The sequence below is a fragment of the Jatrophihabitans sp. YIM 134969 genome, assembly GCF_054456675.1.
In genome coordinates this window covers 53,559-76,097 of the sequence record NZ_JBTJEQ010000023.1, presented here as the reverse complement: position 1 = coordinate 76,097, position 22,539 = coordinate 53,559, and the positions used below count along the sequence as shown (strand labels likewise).

Annotated in this window: 16 protein-coding genes; 6 read left to right on the top strand and 10 right to left on the bottom strand. The window is 74.0% G+C overall.

Annotation, left to right across the window (positions count from 1 at the left end):
* Both ACXR2U_RS13680 and ACXR2U_RS13675 read left to right on the top strand, forming a co-directional pair.
* Positions 1-546: hypothetical protein (locus ACXR2U_RS13680; protein ID WP_458825601.1), on the top strand; the 546-nt coding region annotated here is incomplete at its 5' end.
* A 216-nt stretch (positions 547-762) separates the two neighbouring features.
* Positions 763-1,809, top strand: coding sequence for an aminotransferase class I/II-fold pyridoxal phosphate-dependent enzyme (locus tag ACXR2U_RS13675; RefSeq protein ID WP_458825605.1), 1,047 nt, complete (start codon positions 763-765; stop codon positions 1,807-1,809).
* Here the strand turns inward: ACXR2U_RS13675 and ACXR2U_RS13670 are convergent.
* A complete protein-coding gene (locus ACXR2U_RS13670; RefSeq protein ID WP_458825600.1) occupies positions 1,790-3,787 on the bottom strand; it encodes a thioredoxin domain-containing protein in 1,998 nt (665 codons plus the stop codon). The two genes, ACXR2U_RS13675 and ACXR2U_RS13670, sit on opposite strands and share 20 nt — an antisense overlap.
* A 91-nt stretch (positions 3,788-3,878) precedes the next feature.
* Between ACXR2U_RS13670 and ACXR2U_RS13665 the strand changes: the two genes are divergently transcribed.
* Entirely contained in the window at positions 3,879-5,066 is a 1,188-nt protein-coding gene (locus ACXR2U_RS13665; RefSeq protein WP_458825599.1) for an ROK family protein, read from the top strand.
* 128 nt (positions 5,067-5,194) lie between these two features.
* On the opposite strand, the gene ACXR2U_RS13660 is transcribed toward ACXR2U_RS13665, so the two are convergent.
* Both ACXR2U_RS13660 and ACXR2U_RS13655 read right to left on the bottom strand, forming a co-directional pair.
* Positions 5,195-7,321 (bottom strand): alpha-galactosidase D, encoded by a 2,127-nt coding sequence (locus ACXR2U_RS13660; RefSeq protein WP_458825598.1) that lies wholly within the window; start codon positions 7,319-7,321, stop codon positions 5,195-5,197.
* Positions 7,322-7,415: 94 nt separating this feature from the next.
* The gene (locus ACXR2U_RS13655) at positions 7,416-8,411 is read right to left on the bottom strand and encodes a substrate-binding domain-containing protein (protein ID WP_458825597.1); all 996 of its coding nucleotides are present in this window, start codon (positions 8,409-8,411) and stop codon (positions 7,416-7,418) included.
* A 95-nt stretch (positions 8,412-8,506) separates the two neighbouring features.
* Here ACXR2U_RS13655 and ACXR2U_RS13650 point away from each other — a divergent pair, with 95 nt between their 5' ends.
* Positions 8,507-9,370 (top strand): LysR family transcriptional regulator, encoded by an 864-nt coding sequence (locus tag ACXR2U_RS13650; protein WP_458825596.1) that lies wholly within the window; start codon positions 8,507-8,509, stop codon positions 9,368-9,370.
* Here ACXR2U_RS13650 and ACXR2U_RS13645 read toward each other — a convergent pair.
* Complete coding sequence (locus ACXR2U_RS13645) at positions 9,352-9,942, bottom strand: hypothetical protein (protein WP_458825595.1); 591 nt, start codon at positions 9,940-9,942, stop codon at positions 9,352-9,354. The two genes, ACXR2U_RS13650 and ACXR2U_RS13645, sit on opposite strands and share 19 nt — an antisense overlap.
* 6 nt (positions 9,943-9,948) lie before the next feature.
* Positions 9,949-10,287 (bottom strand): ArsR/SmtB family transcription factor, encoded by a 339-nt coding sequence (locus tag ACXR2U_RS13640; protein ID WP_458825594.1) that lies wholly within the window; start codon positions 10,285-10,287, stop codon positions 9,949-9,951.
* Positions 10,288-10,469: 182 nt separating this feature from the next.
* On the opposite strand from ACXR2U_RS13640, the gene ACXR2U_RS13635 reads away from it, so the two are divergent.
* Together ACXR2U_RS13635 and ACXR2U_RS13630 are read left to right on the top strand one after the other, a co-directional pair.
* Complete coding sequence (locus tag ACXR2U_RS13635; RefSeq protein ID WP_458825593.1) at positions 10,470-11,645, top strand: MFS transporter; 1,176 nt, start codon at positions 10,470-10,472, stop codon at positions 11,643-11,645.
* Between the two features lie 47 nt (positions 11,646-11,692).
* Complete coding sequence (locus ACXR2U_RS13630) at positions 11,693-12,001, top strand: putative quinol monooxygenase (protein ID WP_458825592.1); 309 nt, start codon at positions 11,693-11,695, stop codon at positions 11,999-12,001.
* A gap of 13 nt (positions 12,002-12,014) precedes the next feature.
* On the opposite strand, the gene ACXR2U_RS13625 is transcribed toward ACXR2U_RS13630, so the two are convergent.
* The 5 genes from ACXR2U_RS13625 to eccB all read right to left on the bottom strand — a co-directional run bounded on the left by ACXR2U_RS13625 (position 12,015) and on the right by eccB (position 22,496).
* Positions 12,015-15,974 carry a hypothetical protein gene (locus tag ACXR2U_RS13625; protein ID WP_458825591.1) on the bottom strand — a complete coding sequence of 1,320 codons (3,960 nt, stop codon included), beginning with the start codon at positions 15,972-15,974 and terminating at the stop codon, positions 12,015-12,017.
* Positions 15,974-19,669 (bottom strand): hypothetical protein, encoded by a 3,696-nt coding sequence (locus tag ACXR2U_RS13620; protein WP_458825590.1) that lies wholly within the window; start codon positions 19,667-19,669, stop codon positions 15,974-15,976. Before ACXR2U_RS13620 ends, ACXR2U_RS13625 begins: the two co-directional genes overlap by 1 nt.
* A gap of 105 nt (positions 19,670-19,774) precedes the next feature.
* Positions 19,775-20,443 (bottom strand): response regulator, encoded by a 669-nt coding sequence (locus ACXR2U_RS13615; RefSeq protein ID WP_458825589.1) that lies wholly within the window; start codon positions 20,441-20,443, stop codon positions 19,775-19,777.
* Complete coding sequence (locus ACXR2U_RS13610) at positions 20,440-20,940, bottom strand: GNAT family N-acetyltransferase (RefSeq protein ID WP_458825588.1); 501 nt, start codon at positions 20,938-20,940, stop codon at positions 20,440-20,442. Before ACXR2U_RS13610 ends, ACXR2U_RS13615 begins: the two co-directional genes overlap by 4 nt.
* 2 nt (positions 20,941-20,942) lie before the next feature.
* The gene (gene eccB / locus ACXR2U_RS13605; RefSeq protein WP_458825587.1) at positions 20,943-22,496 is read right to left on the bottom strand and encodes a type VII secretion protein EccB; all 1,554 of its coding nucleotides are present in this window, start codon (positions 22,494-22,496) and stop codon (positions 20,943-20,945) included.
* Between the last annotated feature and the right edge of the window lie 43 nt (positions 22,497-22,539).

Sequence of the window (22,539 nt, the reverse complement as noted above, 5' to 3'; positions counted from 1 at the left end):
GGCCGCTGGCGCGGCGCGGGCGGCGGGCAGCAGGCCGACCTCCCGTCGGCCGACGACGCCGCGGCCTGGCTCGCGGGCCGGCTCCCCGACGGCTGGTTCACCGGCGCCCCGCGCGTCGAGATCGACCGCGAGGAGATCACCGTCGTCGGCGAACTGCCGCCGGTCGAGGGTCCGGACGACACCGCGGACAGCGAGGCCGCCCGTCTGGGCCGCATCCAGCGGTTCCGGGAGGACACCCGCGAGGAGCGGATGGCCATCGACTCCGAGGCGCAGGCGCGGTACGGCCGGGCCATCGCCTGGGGCGCGGCCATCGGTGACACCGAGCAGGTGTTCACCAACCAGTCGGTGCCGGTCATGACCCGGCTCCGGCAGCCCGAGCGGCGCGTCCTCGACACCCTCGTCGACTCCGGCGTCGCCCGCTCCCGCTCCGATGCGCTCGCCTGGTGCGTGCGCCTGGTGGGCGAGCACGCCGACGACTGGCTGGGCAGCCTGCGCGACGCGATGACCGAGGTCGACCGCCTGCGCACCGAGGGCCCCGACCTGTAGGACCCCGAGACGTTGATCAAGGAGCTGTGGTCGCTGCGACCGGCGTGTCGTACGACCACAGCTCCTTGATCAACTCCGGGTTCCGGAGGACTGTCGGAGCGCGCTGGCACCATGGCTGCCGTGGCGCGGGCGCAACCGGGGGGACGGCCGTTGCCACGCCTGCGCCGGTACGACGACGAGCGGCAGCGGTTCGGCGGGCAGGACGGCGTCGACCGGATGGACCCCCTGGACACCGGCCGGCCGGTCACCGACGCCGACGCCCGCCCGGGCGCCGATCCCGAGGAACACGACCTCTCGGTGACCGTCCGCTGGTCCGAACCGCCGCCCTGGCTGGGCCGGCGGCTGACCGGCCGCACGCTGGACCTGCTCGACATGGCGGGCGACAGCCCCACCCGCACGGCGCTCGGCGCCCGCCACGGCCGCGAGCCGCGCGAGGTGCTCGTGACGGCCGGGGGCACGGAGCCGTACGAGCTCGTGGCGCGGGAGTTCCGGCCCGAGCACGCCGTCGTGGTCCACCCGCAGGCGGGCGCGGCCGAGGCGGCCCTGCGCGCGCACGGTCACGCCGTGCAGCGCGTGGTCCTGCGTCCGCCGTTCACGCTCGACCCGGCCGACGTCCCGGCCGACGCCGACCTCGTCGTGCTGTCCAACCCCACGAACCCGACGTCGGTGGTCCACCCGTGGGAGACCGTCGACGCCCTGATCCGCCCCGGCCGGGTGGTGGTCGTCGACGAGTCCTTCGCCGAGTGCGTCCCGGGCGAACCCGACTCGGTCGCCGGCCGCGCGGGTGACGGCCTGGTGGTCGTCCGCTCGCTGCCGCCGGCGTGGGACCTGGTCCGGCTGCGCGCGGGCTACCTGCTCGCCGCGCCGGGCCTGACCCGGCGCCTGGCGGGCTGGCAGTCGCCCTGGCCGGTGTCGCGGACCTCGCTCGCGGCGCTGGCGCTGGCGGCCACGGCCGACGTGCTGGTGCAGTCGGGCGAGTGGGCCCACGACCTGGCCGCCCGCCGCGCTGCACTGATCGATGCACTGGGCACCGTTCCGGGCGTCGGGCTCACCCCCGGCGCCACGGCCGCGTTCGTGCTCGTGCACCGGCCGGGCGGCTCGGCCCTGCGGTTGGCCCTACGCCAGCGGGGGTTCCTGGTCCGCAAGGGAGACGACTACCCCGGCCTCGGACCCGACTGGTTCCGGGTCGCGGTGCCGTCGGTCGAGGGCGGCCGCCGTTTCGCCGCCGCCCTGCGCGACGCCGTCACCGCGTCAGCGCGCTGACCAGGTCCTCGAGCGTCGTCACCGGGGCGTCGCAGACGAACCCCCGGCACACGTAGGCCGCGGGGGCACCGCCGACCAGCGGGCGGTCGACCAGCAACGGCCGCGGGTCGCCGACGTCGCCCGCGACCACCACGGCGCCGGGCGGACGGTGCCGCCAGACGGCGAGGCCGAGGTCGGCCGCGGCGGGGTCGTCGAGCGCGCCGACCACGGCCACCTCGACCGGACCCGCGGCCATCCCCTCGGCGACGGCCAGCAACCAGCCGGCGAAGCGCGGGTCGATCCCGACCAGGGACGCCATCGACTGCACGGCGGCGTCGGCCGCGGCCCGCCGCTCCAGCGAGCCGGTCAGCGCCGCCGACGTCAGCAACGCCCCGGCGATCGCCGTCGTGCCGCACGGAGTGGCGTTGTCGCCGGTGTCCTGCGGGCGGGCGATGAGCGTCTCGGCGTCGTCGGCGGTGTCGAAGAAGCCGCCCTCGCCGTCGGCGAAGTGGTCGAGCACGAGGTCCAGCAGGTACTCCCCGACCTCGGCCCACACCGCCTCCCCCGTGGCCTGGTGCAGCAGGAACAGCCCGTCCGCGAGGTCGCCGTGGTCCTCCGCGACCCCCACCGCCGCGCCCACCTCGCCGTCCCGCGAGGAACGACGCAACCGACCCCGGCCCTCGCCGACGAGATGGGTGGACACCACGAAGCGGGCCGCCGCCCGAGCCGCCGCGACGAAGGCGGGCTCGTCGAGCACCACGCCCGCCTCGGTCAGGGCGGCGATCGCCAGGCCGTTCCACGCCGTCACGACCTTGTCGTCACGGGCCGGTTGCGGCCGGCGGTCACGGGCGGCGAGCAACTTCTCCCGCCACTCCGGCCACGCTTCCGGTGCACCCTGCAACAGTTGCAACGTCGAGGTGCCGTGCTCGAACGTGCCCTCGGCCGTCACCGACAACACCTCGGCCGCCGCCCGACCGTCGTCCGGCCCGAGCACCTCCGCCAGCTCGGCGGGCGTCCAGACGTACGTCAAGCCCTCCTCACCGTCGGTGTCGGCGTCGAGGGCCGAGGCGAAAGCGCCTTCCTCCGTGCGCAGGTCGCGCAGCAGGAACGCGGCGGTGGAGTGGGCGACGGCCGCGAACTCGTCACCCTCGGGCGTGCCGGCGAACAACCGTGCGGCGTGGGTGTAGGCGCGCAGCAGCAGCGCGTTGTCGTAGAGCATCTTCTCGAAGTGCGGCACGACCCAGGCGGCGTCGACGCTGTAGCGCGCGAAGCCACCGGCCAGTTGGTCGTACATCCCGCCGCGGTGCATCGCCGCCAGCGTCTGCACCGCCATCCGGCGCGCCGCGGGGTCCCCGGTGCGCTCGTGGTGCCGGAGCAGGAACTCCACCACCATCGACGGCGGGAACTTCGGCGCGCCGCCGAAACCGCCGCGGGCGGAGTCGAACGACTGCGTCAGCGCCGCGACCGCGCCGGCCAGGTCGTCCGCACCGAGCGGTTCAGTTGCAGTGGGCAACGATTGCCGCGAGGCGAGGACCTTGGTCAGCTGCGCCGCGGCGTCGGCGACGTCCGACCGGCGCGACGTCCAGGCTTCGGTGACCGCCTCCATCAGCTGCAAGAACTGGGCGCGCGGGTAGAAGGTCCCGGCGAAGAACGGCGCGCCGTCGTGGTCGAGGAACGCGGTCATGGGCCAGCCGCCGGAGCCGTTCATGGCCACCGTCGCGTTCATGTAGACCGCGTCGACGTCGGGCCGCTCCTCCCGGTCCACCTTGATCGCCACGAAGTCCCGGTTGAGCACCGCGGCCACACCCTCGTCCTCGAACGAGTCGTGTGCCATGACGTGACACCAGTGGCACGCGGCGTACCCCACCGAGAGCAGGATCGGCACGTTCCGGCGCCGGGCCTCGGCGAACGCGTCGTCACCCCACTCCCTCCAGTCCACCGGGTTCTCGGCGTGCTGCAGCAGGTACGGGGACGTGGCGGAGGCCAGCCGGTTGGTCACATCCCCATCCTCCCCGCGCCTCCCCCGCTCCCTCACGCACACCGGGACAATGGCGTCGTACACCGCAGGCACGGGAAGGGACGGGCGAGCGATGACCCAGGCGCGTCCACGGCTGCCCGCCGTGAGCCCCGCGGCCATCGACGTGTTCACCCACCTGCTCACCTCCGGCCCCGCACCCCGCGTCGCCATCGCCCAGGCCACGGGGTTGTCGCAGGCCGCGGTGACCAAGGCCGTCGCCCCGCTCGTGACCGCGGGTTTCGTCACCTTCCACGACGTCGACACCCCCCGCCCGGCCGCCGGGGCGGGCCGCCCGCCCGTGCCGGTGCGGGTGGTCACCGACGCCGCGTTGGCGGTCGGCGTCAAGGTCACCCGTGAGGAGGTGGTCGGGGTGGTCACCGACCTCGGCGCGTCCGTGCTCGTCCGGCACCGCCGCGGCCTGCGACGTCACACCGTCGGCGAGGTCAGCAGGACCGTGACCGCCGTCGTCGCACGGCTGCGCGGTGATCTGGGGGCGGCCGACGACCGCGTGATCGGGGTGGGCGTCACGGTCTCCGGCGACGTCGACACCGCCGCCGGGGTCGTCCGGCACTCACCACTGCTGGGCTGGCGCGACGTCGCTCTCGGCGACGCCGTGGCCGCGGCCACCGGGCTCCCGGTCCGCATCGACAACGACGTGCGCGCGCTGACGATCGCCGAGCGGTGGTTCGGGGTCGGACGCGGCGGCGCCGACCCGTTCGTCATCGTGACCATCGGGTCCGGGATCGGCTGCGGAATCTACGTCAACGGCGACGTCGTGAGCGGCGCGTTCGGGGTGGCCGGCGAGATCGGCCACCTCCCCATCGCCGGTCACGGTCGACCCTGCACCTGCGGCCGTACCGGTTGCCTGGAGACCGTGGCCTCGACCGACGCCGTGCTGGCCGACGTCGAGACCGCCACCGGCCGCACGGGTCTGACCCTCGCGGACGCCGTCGACCTCGCCCACGCCGGGAACCCTGCGGCCGTCGAGGCCTTCGACCGCGCCGCGAGCGCGATCGGCACGGCCATCGCGACCGTGGTCAACCTCATCGGCCCGCGGGTGGTCGTCATCGAGGGTGAGGCCGTCTCCGACTTCGACCTCTACGACCGCCGCCTGCGGGAGGCGTTCGCGGCGGGCGCGTTCGGCGCCGCCGGCCGCTGCGACCTGCAGCTGCGGGCCCACACCTTCGAGGCGTGGGCCCGCGGCGCGGCCGCGTCGGTCATCCGCGCGTTCGTCCGGCAGGGCCGGCGCCCCGCGACCTGACCGCCCGGTGAGTCCGCCACCGTCGATCTCCGGCGAGTGGGCAGTTCCTCCGTCGAGTGGTCGGAAATTCTTGACCACTCGACGCAGAAGGTGACCACTCGCCGGAACCCCGTCGGCGACGGAGACCCCTAGACGGTCAGGGCGTCGATGTCGGGCATGTAGCCGCTGGTGTTGAGCAGCTGCACGTCGTTCGCCCCGGCGGCGAGCGGCAGGTACACGGTCACCGTGTGCGGCGTCGACCAGTCGTTGTCGTTCGTGCCGACCGCGTTCACCCACACCGGCGTACCGCCGTTGACGCTCACCTGCACCTGCCGGGCGGAGTCGCCGTCCAGGTAGGACAACCGGGCGACGTACGTGCCCGCCCGGGGCGCCTGAACGCCAGTGAGTGTGACCCACTGCGAGTAGCCGAGGTTGCCGACCTTCGCGCCGCCGGAACACGCGCTGCAGTCGCCCCGGCTCGCGCCGCCGGCCAAGACGCTGCTCGGCGCCTCCGCCTCGTACGTGACGGGCCCGCCCGCGGCACTGACGTTGAGCGTCAACGGTGTCGAGGTGGCCGTGACCGCGCCGCCCGTTCCGCGCAGGCCGACCGTGACGGTGTGCCGGCTGTCCGCGGCGAACCCACCGACCGTGGCCGTGGTCGACGTCGTGGTGACGGCCTTCGCGCCGTCGACCCGCACGACGTAGGTGGAGCCTCGCCTGGGCGCCGCGTTCCACGCCAGGGTGAGACCCGACGACGTCGCCGACGTCGCCCGCAGACCGGTCACCGCCGTGGCGGTCCTGTCGACCGGGGTCAGCACGAGCAGGCGCGAGCCGTGGGCTGGCAACGTCGCGCCGAACTGACCCGACGCACCACCCAGGTTCTTGTGCTTCCACAGGTCGCGGGCCACGGCGGTGCCACTGAGGCCGACGTCGGTGAGCTTCGTGGTCACCCGCGCGGGGCTGTCGGCCAGGTTGAACTGGCCGACCACCACGGAGCCGTCGGGGTTGCGGCTGTACCAGGTCTGCTGCTGGCTGCGCTGGTCGACCGGGCGGGCCACCCGACCCGCCTGGTCGACGGCGATGACCTCGTCGTTGGTGATGAGGGAACGGCCGTACGCATCGAGCTTCGTGAGGTCGTCACCGAGGTAGAGCGGCGCCGCCTGCAGGGCCCAGAAGGACGTGTACGTCTGGCGTTCCGCGTCGGTGAGGCCGTCCATCGCCCCGACGCCGACGTCGAGGGAGTCCAGGTTGTTCCAGCGCCCCAGGCCGGCGAGGTCGAGGAACGGTACGACGTCGTCGAAGCGCTGCTTCACCGAGTTGTTCCAGGTGACGAGGGTGTCGCAGTAGCACTCGACGTCGGTGTCGACCCGCCACCCGTTGGTGTACTGGCGCCACGTGTCGGACTGCCGGGGGCTCAGCGCCCACGACAGGACGAACTGGATCGGCCGGGCGGTGGCCCGCAACGCGATCGACCACGCCGCGACGTCCGTGGTGTTGTCGTACTGCGGACCGCCCTTGTTCGAGCCCGGCCCCACGCCGTCGAGCTTGAGGAAGTCGACGTGCCAGTCGGCGAGCTCCATCGCGATGGAGTTGACGTACGCCTGCGCGCACTGGTTCGAGAAGTCCATCTTGTAGGCGAGGTCCCACCCGTTGGTGGTGCGCAGGTCGGGGTAGACGACGTCGCGGGTGTGGCAGCTGGTCGTGCCGAAGATCGGCGTGTTGCCGTCGTCGTAGGCGCGCTTGTCCAGACCGACGGCGAGGTAGGTGCCGAGCTTCAGGCCGTCGGCGTGCGCCTTGTCCGCGAGCCAGGCGAGCCCGTGCGGGAAGCGGTCGGGGTTCGCGATCGGACGCCCCCACTCGTCGAAGCGATCGCTCCAGCCCGAGTCGATGTTGAGGTACGTGTAGCCGTGGCTCTTGAGCTGCGTCGCGAGCACCTGCTCCTGCTGCAGGACGTGGTCCTCGGTGAGCCAACTGCCGTTGCCCCCGGGGTTCAACCCCGGGTAGTTCGACGACTGCAGGCTCCACGAACTCCAGCCCATGTAGGGCTTGGCCGCCGCACCCTGGGACGGGTCGACCCGCGACCCGGCCGCGGCCGTCGCGGCGAGCGACGACGCCGCGGAGCTCACCGCGGCAGCGCCGGGTGTCGGGGTGGACGGGGTGGGTGCCGCCGACGCGGTACCGCAGGCGGCGAGGGCGCCGACGGCGAGCGCGGCGGCGAGGCCGGCCCGGGCGGCGGAGCGGACCGACGGGCGTCGGACGGGACGTTGAGGGGACACCAGTGGCCTCCAGAGGACGAATCGGACGTCCAGCGGAGGCTACGGTGAATTCATTCACACCGTCAAGTAATGCGCCACGGCGCGAGGTCCCCCTTCACGCGTCGAGCAGCGACGGCACGAACACCTCGTCGACCTCGAGTCGTCGATCCGACAGGCCCTGCGCGTGGTGGAAGCGCAGGAACATCTCGACGGTGCGGCGGTTGGCCTCGACGCCGTACGGCCACCAGTCGCCGGTGAAGACCTCGGCGTTGCGGTCGAGCAGGGCATCGGCCCAGGGCAGCATCATCGTCGCGCCGAACAGGCGACGCGCGTACGCCTGCCGCTGCATCGCCACGTCCTTCGCCGCGACGAAGGCGTCGTAGACCGCGCGGACGAGACCGGTGTCGGCCAGCAGGTCCTTCCGCATCACCACCGGGTGCATCATCGGGAACACCCCGGTGCGCCGGTACCAGTCCGCCTCGACCGGGACGAAGTCGGGGAACAGCCGCGTGATGTCGCGTGCGGAGCCGTCGAGCACGATCTGCGGGACGTTGGCCGTCACCAGTGCGTCGATCTCGCCGTCCTCGAGCAGGTGCGCGAGGGCGCGATCGGTGACGTCGGTGATCTCGATGCCGGGTGGCCGCAGTTGCGGCACGACGTCGAAGGGCTCGGCCGGCGCGTCCAGCCCACCGATCACCCAGCGGTTCGCGGCGGGGTCGAACCCGAAGTCGTCGGAGAGGACGCCCTTGGCCCAGACGCCGGAGTCCTGCCCGTACATCCCCCACTCGCCGATGGTCTTCCCGACGAGGTCCGCCGGACCCTCGATGCCCGCGTTCCGGTTCACGAACACGCAGGAGTGCCGGAACACCCGGTTCGGGAAGACCGGCAGCGCGAGGTACGGCGTGTCCGGCCCGAACTCGCGCAGGTACCAGGTCCAGCCCAGTTCGGCGACGTCGAACTCCCTCCCGCGCATCATCGCGCGGAAGATGTCGGGCAGCGTCGCCGCGCTCCGCATCGTCACGTCGACACCCTCGACGTGGACCGATCCGTCGAACAGTGCCCGGGTGGTGTCGTAGGGGCCGGTGGCCATCGTCAGCGTCCGCGTCGTCATGGGTCCACCGTGTCCGGCGTCGCCCGCCGGAGCCAGGTCCCGTTCGGTTCGCGCGTTACCCGTCCGGTACGACACCCCGAGGTAGCGTCGACGAGGTGGACCTGCGCGGCCTCCGGTACTTCGTGGCTGTCGCCGAGGAGCGCAACATCGGGCGCGCGGCCGCCCGCCTGCACATGACGTCACCACCGCTGAGCCGGGCGCTGCGCCGACTCGAGACCGACCTCGGCGTCACGCTCCTGGAGCGCACGACGACGGGCGTCGTGCTCACGGCCGCGGGTCGGATGCTGCACGAGGGCGCGGTGGCCCTGCTCGGGCGGGCTGACCGGCTCGTGGACGAGGTCCGCGCCACCGCCGGGAGCTCCACCCTCGCCGTCGGGTCGCTCGCCGACACCGTCGACCTCGTCGGTGGTCGCCTGGTCGGAGCCTTCCGCGCCGAGCACCCCGGCGTGGCCGTGACCGTGCACGAGACCGATCTGGGCGACCCCAGTGCCGGGTTGCGGGCGGGACTGGTGGACGTCGCGCTGACCCGGCTGCCGTTCGACGACACCGGACTCGCCACCCACGTGCTGCACACCGAGACGGTCGGCCTGGTGGTCCGGGACGACGACCCGCTCGCGGATGCAACGTCGGTGGAGGTCGACCACCTGTCCGGTCGGCGCTGGGTGCGGTTGCCGCCGGACACCGACCCGGTCTGGACGGCGTACTGGACCGGCCCGGGCGTCAGCCCGTCCGACGACACCCCGGTGCGGACGATCCAGGAGTGCCTGCAAGCCGTGCTGTGGAACGGGATGTCGGTGCTCGCGCCGGTCGACCAGGTGCTGCCGGCGGGGCTGCGGGCGGTGCCGGCATCGGACCGTCCGCCGAGCGCACTCGCACTCGCGTGGCCCGCGTCGGACACGTCACCGCTCGTGCGGTCGTTCGTGCAGGTCGCGGCCCGGGCCTACCGCACGGACGTCTGAACCGGCCCCACCAGCATCGGGTCGAACAGGCGCATCTCACGCAGGGGCGGCACCTCGGCCGTCAGGGCCAGGCGGGCGCGGGCGATCGCGACGGTGCGCTTGACCAGCCGACCCGAGAGCCACCAGAACCAGATCGCCAGCGGCACCTCGACGAGGGCGGCGGACACGACGCTCCACCACCGTTCGTCGGTGTTCCACGACAGCACGGTGTCGAACCAGGCGTCGCAGAACAGCAGGGTGCCGGTGACGAGCGTGGCCGGGATGAGCAGTTGCCGCCCGCGCCAGGCGGCCCAGCCGCAGGTCGCGAAGGCGACGAGCAGGCCGATGTCGAAGCCGACCCACACCAGCCGCCACTGCCCGACCGTCTCGGTCTGCGGCAGGGTCGTGCCGAGCCCGACGATCCACACCGCGAGGACGACGACGGCGACGCCGGTCAGTGCGAGGAACCGCCGCCGGCGACGACGGTCGGCCGCCGCGATCTCGGTCGGGCACCCGGCCTGCAGCAGCACCGCGGCGAGGTGCTGGCGTTCGGCCTCGGGCAGCGCCAGCAGTTCACGCTCGGAGACGACCACGACCGGTCACGCCTCGCCGTCGAGGACGGCGTCGAGCAGTCCGGGGAAGCGCGCGTCGAGGTCGTCGCGGCGTAGCGAGATCTGCCGCTGGCGCCCGACGGGGACGTTGCGCACCACGCCCGCCTCGCGCAGCGTCTTGAGGTGGTGGGAGAAGGTCGACTTGGGCGTGCCCGGGTCGACGCTGTGACACTGCGCCACGGTCTGGGGGCCGTCGGCCGCGATGAGGCGCACCAGCTCGAGGCGGGCGGGATCGGACAGCGCGAACAGCACCGACGTGAGCTCGATGTCCGCGGCGTCCGGGTGCGGCATCGTGCGCGGCCGGGCGTCCGTGGCAGTGGTCGTCATCACAGTTCGACTTTCTTGGAACGTTCGGGGGACCCGACCGGTTCGGACCCTTCGAGGCAACTCGAACAGACCAACGCACGGTAGGACGACTGGAGTCCCGCATGACCGAAGTGCTCCCCAGCTCACAGGTGGCGCCCACGACGGGTACCCACCGTCGCCCCGGGGCGCCCCGCAGGCGCCACGTGCCCCGTCGGGTGGGCTTCTGGATCGTCGCCGCGACGACAACCGCCATGCTCGCCGCCTCCAGCGCGCCCAGCCCGCTCTACGCCGTGTACCAGCAGCGGTTCGGCTTCTCGTCCGTCACGCTCACGATCATCTTCGCGATCTACGTCATCGCGTTGCTCGCGACGTTGCTGACGGTCGGGCGGCTGTCCGACCACATCGGCCGCCGGCCGGTGCTCGCGGTCGGGCTCGTGCTGGAGGCCGTGTCGATGGGCCTGTTCGTGGAGGCCTCCGGCACCGGGTGGCTGCTCGCCGCCCGCATCGTGCAGGGCGTGGCGACCGGCTCGGCCATCGCCGTCCTCGGCGCCTACCTGCTCGACCTGCAGCCGGCGAACGGTTCGCGGCTCGGCTCGCTCGTCAACAGCCTCGCCCCCACCGGCGGCCTCGCCGTCGGAGCGGTCGGCGCGGGTGTGCTCGTCCAGTACGCGCCCGACCCCTCGCAGTTGGTCTTCTGGCTGCTGGGCGGGCTGTTCCTCGTCCTCGCGGCCGTCGTCGCCGTCCTGCCCGAGTCGGTGCAGCGGACGCCGGGCGCGCTGGCCTCGCTCCGTCCGCGGGTCTCGGTACCGCGAGAGGCCCGGTCGGCGTTCGCCGCGGCGGCACCGGTGATGGTCGCGTCGTGGGCGCTCGGGGGCATGGTGCTCTCGCTCGGCGGATCACTGCTCGCCGTCGTCTTCGGACTGACCAACCACGCCCAGACCGGTCTGATCATCGCCCTGCTCCCGGCTGCCGCGGCCCTCGCCGCGTTCCTGCTGCGCGACCTCGCACCCGCGCCGATGACCCGGGTCGGCACCGTCGCGCTGGTCGCCGGCGCGGCGCTCGTCCTGATCGCGCTGGCCACGTCCTCGCTGTGGCTGTTCGTCGTGGCGGCCCTCGTGGCGGGCGGGGGCTTCGGGGTCGGGTTCCTCGGCGCGCTGCGCGGCGTCACCCAACTGGCCGAGCCCCACGAGCGCGCCAGCCTGCTCTCGGCCGTCTACGTCGTCAGCTACATCGGCTTCAGCGTTCCGGCCGTGGTGGCCGGGTTCCTCGTGAACCACCTGGGACTGCTGCACACTGCACTCGGTTACTCCGCGTTCGTCGGGATCGTGGCCGCCGCGACGTTGATCGGCGAACTGGCCACCCGCCGCGGAGCGCGCTGACGGCTGCGGGCACGATGACCCCACTCGTCCACCGTGGGAGGAACACCGTGATCGGAACCGTCGCCGTCATCGCCGGCAAGCCTGGAACCGGAGACACCCTCGAGGCGGCGCTGCGCGAGCTCGCCGCCGGCACCCACGGCGAGGAGGGCTGCATCCTCTACAGCCTGCAGCGCGGCGTCGCGGACCCCGACACGTTCGTGACGGTCGAGAAGTGGCGCAGCCAAGCCGACCTCGACGCCCACATGCAGACCCCGCACATCGCGGCGGCGCTCGGCGTCGCGACCGACCTGCTCGCCCGCGAGATCCTCATCGTGCCGACCGACATCCTCGACGTCGGCGAGAAGGGCGCGTTCTGAAGGCGATCCTCCTTCAGAGCGCGACGGCGTCGCGGTAGACCAGCCTCGGCCGCAGCGGCAGGTCCTCCTGCCGCAGCCCGACGACGTCCTCGGGCACCCGCTCGTACTCCTCGACCACGAGTCGCACGTCGCTGTCCGGATCACGTGCGGGCAGCCTCGAGCGGATCGACTCGGGCGTCGGCAGCACGCCGACCCACCGGCCGACCATCTCGGCGCCGACCCGCACGAGCGGCACCGCGGAACCCTCCCGCCGCCACACCGGTTCGCCGTCGACCTCGGCGTCGACCCGCTCGACCCACGCCCTCACCGCGTGCCGGTCGTCCGGCTCGCCGTTCTCGACCAGGCCCGCGTCGACGACGCCCGTGAGGGACACGACGACCTGCGACGGGTCGGGGAACCGCCACCGCAGCTCCCGCCGAGGCGGGACCGTGAGCATGGGCGGGACGACGACCTCGGACAACTCACACCCGGGGACGGCGTAGGGCTGCATCCGGGCGAGCGCCAGCCGTAGGAACGGCCAGTGCGCCTCGCCCGGGTCGGGCTCGATGTCGCAGGCCCACAGTCGTCGGGTCGGGTCGTACCGCACCGGATGCCCGACGGCCGCCCCGGCCGCCCGGCGCCCGAACCCGCGCACGGTCACCGCCGGCAGCACCCACCGGCCGTGCCCCGCCGGGTCCCCGCCGCCGAGATCCCGGGCCCGCAGCTCCGGGGTCGGCGCGGTGCCGGTGCGACGCACCGGATCGAGTCCCCACCGTGAGAACAGCACGTCGGCATCGGGTGTCGGCGCCGGATCGCCGTCCAGACCCGAGAGCACCACCGCGAGCAGTTCGTCCTCGCCGGAGCTGAACCACGGCCGTTCGAGGTACACCCGCAGCCCACCGACCCGGCTGCGGACCCAGGTGGTGTCGGCGACGGCCGGTGACGCGCCCCCGCGCTCCTCGCCGTCGACCCACCGGAACGTCGGCAGCACCTGCCGCACTGCCGGCAGGGCGGGCGGCACCGACGCCGGCACGTGCACCTGCACCGGGTCACCGGTCACCGACGTCGCGGCGGCGTCGGCCGCGACCTCGGCCGGGAAGTACTCGCGGAACGCGGTGGTCGCGCGCGGGGTGTAGGTGACCAGGTGGTGGCGCACGTCGCTGATCTCGTGACGCCCCCGCGTGGTCACCGAGCCGTCCTCGTGAACCAGGTGGAAGTCGTCGGTGTGCGGCGTGAGGTCCGAGCGCCCGCCCCACGCCGGGTGCTGCTCGGAGTACCCGACGGCCGTCCGGAGTGCGGTCGTCGGGCCGTCCGTGGCGGGGTCGTCGGAGGTCACCGTCCAGCTGGCCTCGAGGTCGACGCGGGCGGTGCTCGGCCCGTCGTAGAGCAGGTGGCCGGACAGGCCCGTCCCGGTGTCCCCGGGGCCGCGCCGCGCGGTCAGCCACCGGTCGAGCACGGGCCGCGCGAGCGGGCGGGACACGGCGTGGACGAGTTCGGCCGGAGAGGGCGGCGTGAGCGTGGGATCGGTGCCCGCGGCGGTGTCCGCGGCGAGGGCCCCGCCGACCTCCTGCACCAGCGTGAACAGCTGGGCGCCGCGCTCCGACGTCGCACTGCTGACCTCGACCGGCAACCGCCGGCCCGGCGGCAGTTCGACGCGCAGCACGCGCGCGCCGACGTCGGGGGTGACCACGGGACCGTCGGCCGGCGCCCCGGTGCCGCGGGCGAGCGACAGGCGCCACGCGCCCAGTTCCGGCCAATTCCCCGACCAGGGCAGCCGCCGCACCTCCAGCGGCGCGTGGGGCTCACCGCCGAGCGGGCGCGGGAGACGCCAGCTGACGACCGCGGCTTCGGCGAGGGAGTCCGGCAGGTACGGCGTGCGGGGGTGGTCGGTCTCGTGCACGACGAGGTACCCGGGCTGGGCACCGCGGCCGCGGTGCACCTGCAGGTCGGCGAGCGCCGCGGCCGCGTCGGCCGCGGTGAGCCCGCTGCCCGCGGTCGGGACCAACCTCAGGCCGTCGGCCGGGACGAGCACGGGCGCGTCGGGGTCGCCGACGTCCCACACCTGCGCCGCGACGAACGTGCCCTCCTCCTTGCGGGCCACCGCGTAGGCCCGCGCGACCTCGACGCCCCCGACGTCGAGCGCGGCGTCGAACCGGCCGTGGCGTTCGGCCTCGACGACGGTGCCGTGCGGGGGCGCGAGGTGGCGGTCGCTCGTGGGCCGGGTGTCACCCGGCCAGGTGGTCACGTCGGGCGTGGCGACCCCGTCCGCGTAGTCGACGCCCGAGCGCACCACCAAGCGCTGCAACGACTCGCCCTCGACGACGTCGTGCTGCAGGACCAGAGCGGGAGGGGTGAGGACGTCGCTGCGCGTGTGGAGGACCTCCGCGCCCGCGTGCGCGTCGTCCGGCCGGGTCGTGCTGTGACCGGCGAGGTCGACGTGCCGCGCGCGGAACACGTACGGCGTGCCGTAGCGCAGCCGCGGCAGGGAGGAACCCGCGACCGACACGGCGATGTCGACCGGGAGACCCGCGGGCAGCGGTACACCGGCGTCCGCCGCGTCGTCGGGGTCGGAGCCGTCGCCGCGGACGTGGCGACCGGGGCGTGGCACGGCGAGGCTCCAGCCGTCCCAACCGAACAGGACGTCGTCGGTGTAGAGCGCACCGTCGGTGGTGGTGTCGGCCGACGACGTCGACACGTGACCCTCGTCGAGCACGTCGAGGGTCAGCGGCGGGTCCGCGAGCCGGTACGTGACGTGCCGCGCGACCAGGGAGCGCCAGTGCTCACCGTCGTTCCGGTCGAGCACCTCCGGCCGGAGCCCGCGCCGGACCGCCTCGGGCGGCGCGGGGACTTCATCCGGAGACCCTGCCTCCGTCAGGTCGTGGGCCTGCTGCCCCTCGTGCAGCATCACCCGCATCGCGCGGCCACCGCCCGGTGCGGCGACGGTGAGCCCGCCGCCACGGCCGGCGGGCACCCGGTCGGGCTGCCGGTCCGCATCCGTGGGCGGACCGCCGTCCGACGCCGAGGCGGGCGAGAGCCCCGAGGTGGCCGCGGTGGTCAACCGCATCGCGCCGCCGTCGACGTCGCGGACCACCGCACGCGCGGCCACGCCGAGCGGCACCATCCCGTGCGTGGCGTCGCGGCCGTCGCGCCACGGCTCGAACCACGGGTCGTCGAAGGCGTAGCCGACCGACGGCCCGTCCCGCCGGATCGTGTCGGCGTCGCCGTCGAACCGCGCGAGCCGGATCGTGCCGTTCCGCCGCAGCTCACCGCTGTCGAAACGCACCTCGACCACCAGGCCGAACACCCGCAACAGGGCCGGGTGCGCACCGAGACCCCCGACCACGGCGTGGAACTCCGGCTCCCGGACCGGGGGCGGCGCGGAATCGTGGGCGCGTTGCAACCACGCGGTGTGCTGCAGCAGCAGCTGTCCGACCGCCGCGGTGTCGGGCTCACCGTCCGCGCCGACGACCGCGGGCGACACGACCCCGGCCCGGTCCTCCTGCTCGGCCTGACGGTCGAGCAGCGACCCGGCGCGTTCGGGGTTGCCGATGATGCGGTCGACGACGTCGGTCTGGCGGCGCACCCCGGTGAGCAGCGAGCGCGAGGTCGTCTGCCGACTGCGCGCCGCGGACCGCTCGACCGCCGCGACCGCGTCGTGGGTGGCGAGGTAGTCGTAGGACCGCACGGGGGTGCCGGCCAGCGTCGGCACCGGCCGGGTGCGGACCGGGAGCCCGCCGAGCGCGCCGGTGAACCACCCGTCGTCGGGAGCGGGGTCGGAGGGCACGACCCGGGCGACGACCTCGCGGCCGTCGACGAGCAACGTCACCGACTCCAGTGCCCGCACCAGGGCGGGCCACCGCGCGAACGTGGGGAAGTCCGCGAGCGCACCGGGTTCGACGTCGGGCGTCAGCCGGGGCGACACGTACAGCCCGGCCGCGGCGATGCCGTCGGCGGTGTCCCACGGCAGCACGGTGACGACGACGGCCTCGTCCATCACGCCCCCCTCGGCGCGAACGCCGCGCAGTACTCGGCCCACGGCCCCTCGGCCGGCCCCATGAGCTCGGCGAAGGTCGGATCTCCCGACGAGCCCGCGAACTTCTTCTCGCACGAGATGCTCACGCTGGTGCTGAAGAACGCGATGGACACCTCGACGGTGATGCTGGCGCGGCCGACGACCTTGCCGGAGTCGTAGCCCAGTTCCATGGCGAGCGTGATCGACGCGCTGATCAGCCCGAGGACGTCGACCTCGCCGCGGATGCGCAGGTAGCCCAGGATCGTGCCGTCGCTGCCCGCGAGCTTGAAGTAGACGCCGGCCATCACCGACACCGAGCCGGACGCCACGCCGAAGTCCAACGCGAGCACGGCGCCGAGCTCGAACGACGCCTCGAGGGTCTTCACCCCGGTCAGGCCGATCTCCAACCCGAAGTAGCCGCCACCGCCGAGCAGCGAGACCGCGAGGGTGAACGGCCGGTCGCGGCGGCAGAACGCGAACCACAGGCTCGGGCCGTCACCGATCCACGGCACCCGGGCCTCGGCGGCGATCGCCAGGTTCGTGAGGCAGAACATGCCCATGGCGACGTCAGGCAGAGCGAGTGAGAACCCCGCCCGCGCGCCGGTGGTGTCGACCTCGACGTAGGGCGGGTCGGCGAACCCGTCGGCGGGGATGAGCTCGAGGAGGTCGTTGACCCACTCGAGGACCCCGAGCCAGACGGGCTTGCCGACCACGACGTCGACCTCGGGCTTGGACCCGGCACGCATGCGGACGAACATGCGGTCCAGCGGGATCCGCACCAGCGGGGCGGTCGGGACGAGCGTGAGCTGCATGCCCTGGATCTCGGCGACGATCTCCGTGCTCGGCGCGCCGTTCCCGTCGCCGCGGACGTCGACCGACAGCAGCAGTCGCCCGCCGGACACGACGGCGTCGCTCTCCGGTCCCGACGGCGGCCACCACCCGAGCGGCGTCGCGTGGGTGAGGTGCAGGCGCAGGTGGGACGGGTCGGGCAGGGTGCCCGCCTGCAGCAAGGCCAGAAGGTCGGCGAGCGCGGACGCCGCGGGCAGGACGGTCGCGATGCCGTCGGCGAGGCGGCGGAGCAACGACGCGAGACCGGGCGTCGTCGAGTCCGCGCGGCTCCGCGCGGCGCTCAGAGCCACTTGCACGGCGGAGAAAGCGTCTGTGGCGTCGAGGGTTTCGGCCGATGCAGCGGCCAGGGCGTCGAGCGCGGGGCCAGCTTCCGGGACGCCGAGGTCGACCAGGCGGTGCAGGTCGTGGCCGACGGCCCCGAGGGCGTCGAGGACCTGCTGCACGAGCTTGGGCAGGGCGAACAGGTCGCCGACCGGCAGCAGGTCCGACAGGGGCACCACCCCGAACAGGAGGGCGCCGGACAGCAGCGCCGCCGGGTCCGCGGGCACCGACGGGTTCCCGACGACGCCGAGCGACCGGGAGAGGCCACCGATGTCGAAGGACGGCGCGGCGAGCCCGCCACTCGACTGCGTCCCGGCGGGCAGTTCGACGTGCGGACGAGGCAACCCGGCCGGCGGGTCGGTGGACGAACCGGTGAGCGCGAGCACGACCTCGCCGGGGCCGAATCCCCCGCTGCGGTAGGCCGGGTGGTACGTCACCGTCATCGGCTCGCGCTTGCCGGTCAGCGCCGCGAGCGCCGGCGGCACGAGCCGGGCCCGCACCAGCACCGGGTCGCAGTCACGGACCCGCAGGCGGGCCGCGAAGCGTTGGGCGTCGGTGTCGTGTGCCATGTCGCCCGCGGCGCTGCGGGGGGCGTAGGCGATGCGCCGGCCCGCGGTGTCGACGTCCAACCGTTCGTCGGCGGGGTCGAGCAGGTCGAACCCGGTGCCGACCGGGTTGACCCCGTACGGCGCGAGGATCTCGGGCAGGTCCGGATAGGGCGCCGAGGCGGGAGACCGGTCGTCGTCGACCCGGACGAAGAGCATCGGCATGGGCAGCGGGTGTTCGTTGCCGTCGGCATCGATCCCGACGCACGGCACGGCCCAGGGCTGACCGTTCCCGAGGGTCGGCACGAAGCTGCGGACCGACGAGCGCGGCGCCATGTCCGGGCCTCGGGTGACCAGTACCCGCACCTCGACGTACGGGTTCTCGCGGGTGACCCCACCGCTGAAGCGCCGCACCGTCTCCTGGAACTCGGCGTACTCCCGTTGCCGCAACACCGCGGCCGGACCGCGCATCCCGCCGGTGGTGACGACCTCCCGCCAGGTCTCGGTGATCCACAGCGTGCGGAACCCGCACGGGGCGCCGTAGTAGCGCTCGACGACGCGCACGAAGTCGTCACGACCACCGGCCATCCGGTGGTCCCAGCCGACCAGCGAACCGGTGTCCGGCTGCCAGGTCGCGTGCAGGTCGGTCCACGCCCCGAGCGGCGTCAGTGACAGCGCGTCGGCGTCGACCGGGCGGGCGGGGCGCCCCTTCGCGTCGCGCAGGCTGTTGGCGACGATCTGGACCCGTTGGTCCGCCGTCGTCGAGGTCGGGAAGGGGTTCTTCGCCGACGGCACGGCCGACCACTCCGCACCGGCCGGCGGCATCGGGTCCGGGAACGGGGTTCCGGACGGGACGTCACGCGTCCACACCGCCCGCACGATGCGCTGCGCGCCGTTGTCCTCGTCGATCGTCACCGTGCCGTCGTCGGCGACCAGCCGGGTCCCGAGCCGGGTGTGCCAGAGCTCGACCGTGCCGTCCGCGCCCGAGACGGGCAGGTCCGCGTGCGCCCAGCCACCACGTTCACTCGGCGAGAGCACCAACCGGGTCGGCAGCTCCAGCGCGGTCGTGTCAGCCGGCGGTTCGGTCGGGGTCTGCCTGAGGGTCTCGAGGAACGCCCCGATCCCCCGGTCCGGGTCGACAGGGCGCAGCCCTCGCAGCGGCGGTCGGTCGTCGCGCACCGTCACCAGCCCCGGGGCCCTCTGCACCAGCCGGTCGAGGTCCGCCGTCACCCCCGGATCGGCGGCGAGCGCAGCGATCCCGCCGAGGCTCGCGAGGGTGCGCCGCACCGTGAGGTGACGGGCCGCGATCTCGGTGACGTCCAGGCCGACCAGACCGGCCGGTTCGAGCACGTCCACGAGACCACCGACGACCCACGGTGGCAGCCACCGCTCGGCCCGCGGGCGCGCCTGCAGCACGACGCGCGGCGGCAGCCGGCGCATCGCGGCGAGGACCCCGGACGCGGTCAAGGCGACGCTCTCACCGGCGGGCAGCGAGAACGCGAGCCGTGACGGCGGCGCGGCCCGGACCAGAACCGGCGCCGAGGGCGCCGGGCCGATGACCGGGAACGCCTGCTCCATCAGGTGTTGTGACGGCAGTTCGACGATCAACGCGGCCGTCGCGCCGGCGTCGGCGTCGGGCCGCACCACGTGGGCGTCCACCGACGCGCCCCGCCACGACACCCGCAGCACGAGCAGGTCGGCCTCACGGACGACCGCGACCTCCGGCCGGATCAGGATCGGCGGGAACAGCACCGGCGGGAGCGGGGTGAGCCGGACGTCGGTGACGTCGACCGCGACCCGGCGCTCCAGAGCCTCGACCAGGCCCGGCCCGTCGCCGGTGACCCCGAGCGCCGCGACGGCGTCGGCGACCCGGCTGACGTCCGGGGCGACGGCCCCGGGGTCGAGCCGACGCGCGAAGGCCGAGGCCAGCGCCGCGGCGAGCGCAGTGCGGTGATCCGGCACTCCGCCTCCCCCGGTCGGCCCGACGTCGTCGACCGAGTCTGGGCAACCACACCGGAGTGGCGGAAGGCGCGGCCGGCGAGCGTGCGCCAACGGGCAACGGCGAGATCAGTCGCGCCGCTCGTGGACGATGCCCTCCTCGATCGCGAGGCGCGTGAGCTCGGGGCGGCGCCGGCGACCGGTCTTGTCGCGGATCCGGTCGAGGTGCGAGCGCACGGTCCGGACGCTGATCATGAGCGTCTCGGCGATGTCCTGGTCGCGCTCACCGGCGGCCACCAACGACAGCACCTCCCGTTCCCGCGCCGAGAGTTCCAGCTTCGGGCCCGCGTAGCGGTCGCGGGCCGACCCGAGCAGGAACGACGCCAGGGTGGGGCTCACGTAACTGTTGCCGGCGGCGACCTCGCGGATGGCACGGACGATCTCGTCGCCGCCGGCGTCCTTGGTGAGGTAGCCGCGTGCGCCGGCGGCGATGGCCCCGAGCACCTGCTCCTGCCCGGCCTGCGCCGAGACGACGAGCACCCGGTGACCCATGCCGCTCACCTCGAGCACGGCCGCGGCGTCGTGCACGCCGGGGAGGTTGAGGTCGAGCACGACGACGCTGCCCTGCGGTTGCTGGTGGGCGGCGAACTGCGCGACCGACTCGGCGACGGCACCGAGTGCGAAACCCTCGGTCTCGGCGAGCACGTTGGCCACGGCGGCCCGGTACAGCGGGTGGTCCTCGACCACCGCGACCTGGATCGGCACCTCGGGGATCGGCCCGGTGCTGCTGCTGGTCACGCGGTTGCCTGCTCTCCCGCGCCGCCGGGCGCGTACCGCATCCGCCGCAGCAGGTCCCCGCTGCGGATCCCGACCTCGCGGCCGATGTCGACGAAGCCCTCACGCACGTACAGCGCGGTGGCGACGTCGTTGTCGACCAGCACCCCGAGTTCGAGATCGGCACCACGCGTCGTGACGACCTGGTCGACCACGTCACGGACCAGGGCGGCACCCACCCCGAGGCCGCGACCGGCGGGCGACACCCACATCGCGACCAGGTCGGCGGTCCGGGGTTCGTCGACCCAGTGCCAGCCGACGACACCGACGAGCTGATCGTTGGCGTAGGCAACGGTCGTCCCGGCCGCCCGCTGCCGCCAGGCCGCCGGGTCGAACGCCTGCTCGCGCGCCAGGTCCGAGCCGAACATCCTCGGGGCGTCGGTGAGCGCGGCGAACCGGACCTCGCGGTAGACGCGCCAGTCGTCGGCCGTGAGCCGCTGCAGGGTCACCGTGGCACCCACGGTCAGCTCCCCGCCGGTGAGGGTGACCCCGACGGAGCACCCGACGGCGTCGACGACGGCTGGTCCGACGCGGTCGTGGTGGGCACGGCGGCGGTCGACCCGGCGGCCACCACCTCGGCCGCGGCTTGCGACAGCGCGGGACCCGTGGGAAGCAGCGCCAACAACGACGACGCCACACCGGCCGCGCGGACCGAGCCGTACCCGAGCGCCGACAGCGATTCCTTCGATCCGATCGGGTACTTCACCCCCTGGTCGGTGACGAGGTAGGTCGTGCCCTGCGGGGAGCCCGACGCCGCGGCCGCGGCGACCAGCAGACCGCGACCGGGTGCGACGAAGACCGCGTCCGCGATCCGGGGGTCCTTCGACGGCGGGGTGCTGACCGGCAGCGCGCCCGCGGTCAGAGGCAGGGTCGGGCCGGCGATGATCGCGGTCGCCCCCTGGCCCGGACTGCTCGCGCACACCACGAACCCGGCCGTGAGGTCGTCGGTCAACGGCCGGACGGTCGGCACCACGGCGGGGTAGGCCGACGCACTGTTGCTCCCGTCCGCCGACGGCGGCTCGGGCAGCTTCTGCCTCGACTGCGGGGCGCCGAGGGCGTCGGCCGAGGCGACGTCGAGCGGCTGCGGCGTGCCCGCGCCGTAGGCCACCCGGTTCTGTGGGGCGCCGAGGACCAGCGCCGCCTCCAACTCGGTCGCGGGCGCGAGACCGTCGGACCGCACGACGAAGAAACGTGCGCCCGCACCGACGTTGTCGGTCTTGAGCACCTGCCCGACGAGGGTCGCGGCCGTCCCGACCCGCGGTCCGGGCGAGCCCGCACCCGACACCGGGATGACGGCGAGTTTCCGGCCGACCGGCACGGCGCTCACGAAGGCCGTCGAGACCGGGACGTCCTGCGCGGTGCCGAGGCCGAGCGCGACGGCGGCGTCGTCACCCAGCGCGTAGCGGGTGCCACCTGTGACCAGGTAGCGGCCGCCACCGGGGTCACGGACGACGAGGGCGTCGGTGGCGGGCAGCAGCACCGGGCCGGCGGCGAGCGGCCCGAGGACCGCCACCGTGGTCGGCACGGCGCTGGCCGGTGCGCCGGGGGTGACCCGCGAACACACCGACCACGGTCCGGTGAACAACGACGACGACACCGGCAGTGAGTCCGGGGCGTCGGGGATGCCGAGCGGCAGGCCGCGGCCGACGGTCGCGAGCGTCTTCGCCGCGACCGAGACCGTCTTGGAACCGTCGCCGCCCGCGAGCAGTCGCGCCGACGTGTAGTTCAGGACCGGGTGGGCCTTGCCGTCGGCGCCGATGACGAAGCGGGCGCCGGTCTCCTTCTCGACGATCACCGTGCCGCCCTGCCGCCAGTCCGACGGCGCGCCCGGCCTGATCACCGCGAAGATGCCGAACCCCGCGAGCAGCAGGACCGTCGCGACGACTCCGAGCACGGTGGCGAGCACGGTGCGACGACTCGGCGAGGTCGGCGCGTTCGCGTCACCGAGGGTGAGCGCGGAGACCATCCGACGCCGGAGGAACTGGTAGGCCTGGATCTGGTCGCGCTGGGTCCACACCTGCCCTGCTCCCCGATCTGCTCGCAGCCCGCCGGGCGGCCTG

What these genes read in the sequence shown, in the direction of transcription:
- ACXR2U_RS13675 (WP_458825605.1), top strand. Translation starts at nt 763, where the DNA reads ATGGACCCCCTGGACACCGGCCGGCCGGTCACCGACGCCGACGCCCGC.
- ACXR2U_RS13665 (WP_458825599.1), top strand. Translation starts at nt 3,879, where the DNA reads ATGACCCAGGCGCGTCCACGGCTGCCCGCCGTGAGCCCCGCGGCCATC.
- ACXR2U_RS13655 (WP_458825597.1), bottom strand. Translation starts at nt 8,411, where the DNA reads ATGACGACGCGGACGCTGACGATGGCCACCGGCCCCTACGACACCACC.
- ACXR2U_RS13640 (WP_458825594.1), bottom strand. Translation starts at nt 10,287, where the DNA reads ATGACGACCACTGCCACGGACGCCCGGCCGCGCACGATGCCGCACCCG.
- ACXR2U_RS13625 (WP_458825591.1), bottom strand. Translation starts at nt 15,974, where the DNA reads ATGGACGAGGCCGTCGTCGTCACCGTGCTGCCGTGGGACACCGCCGAC.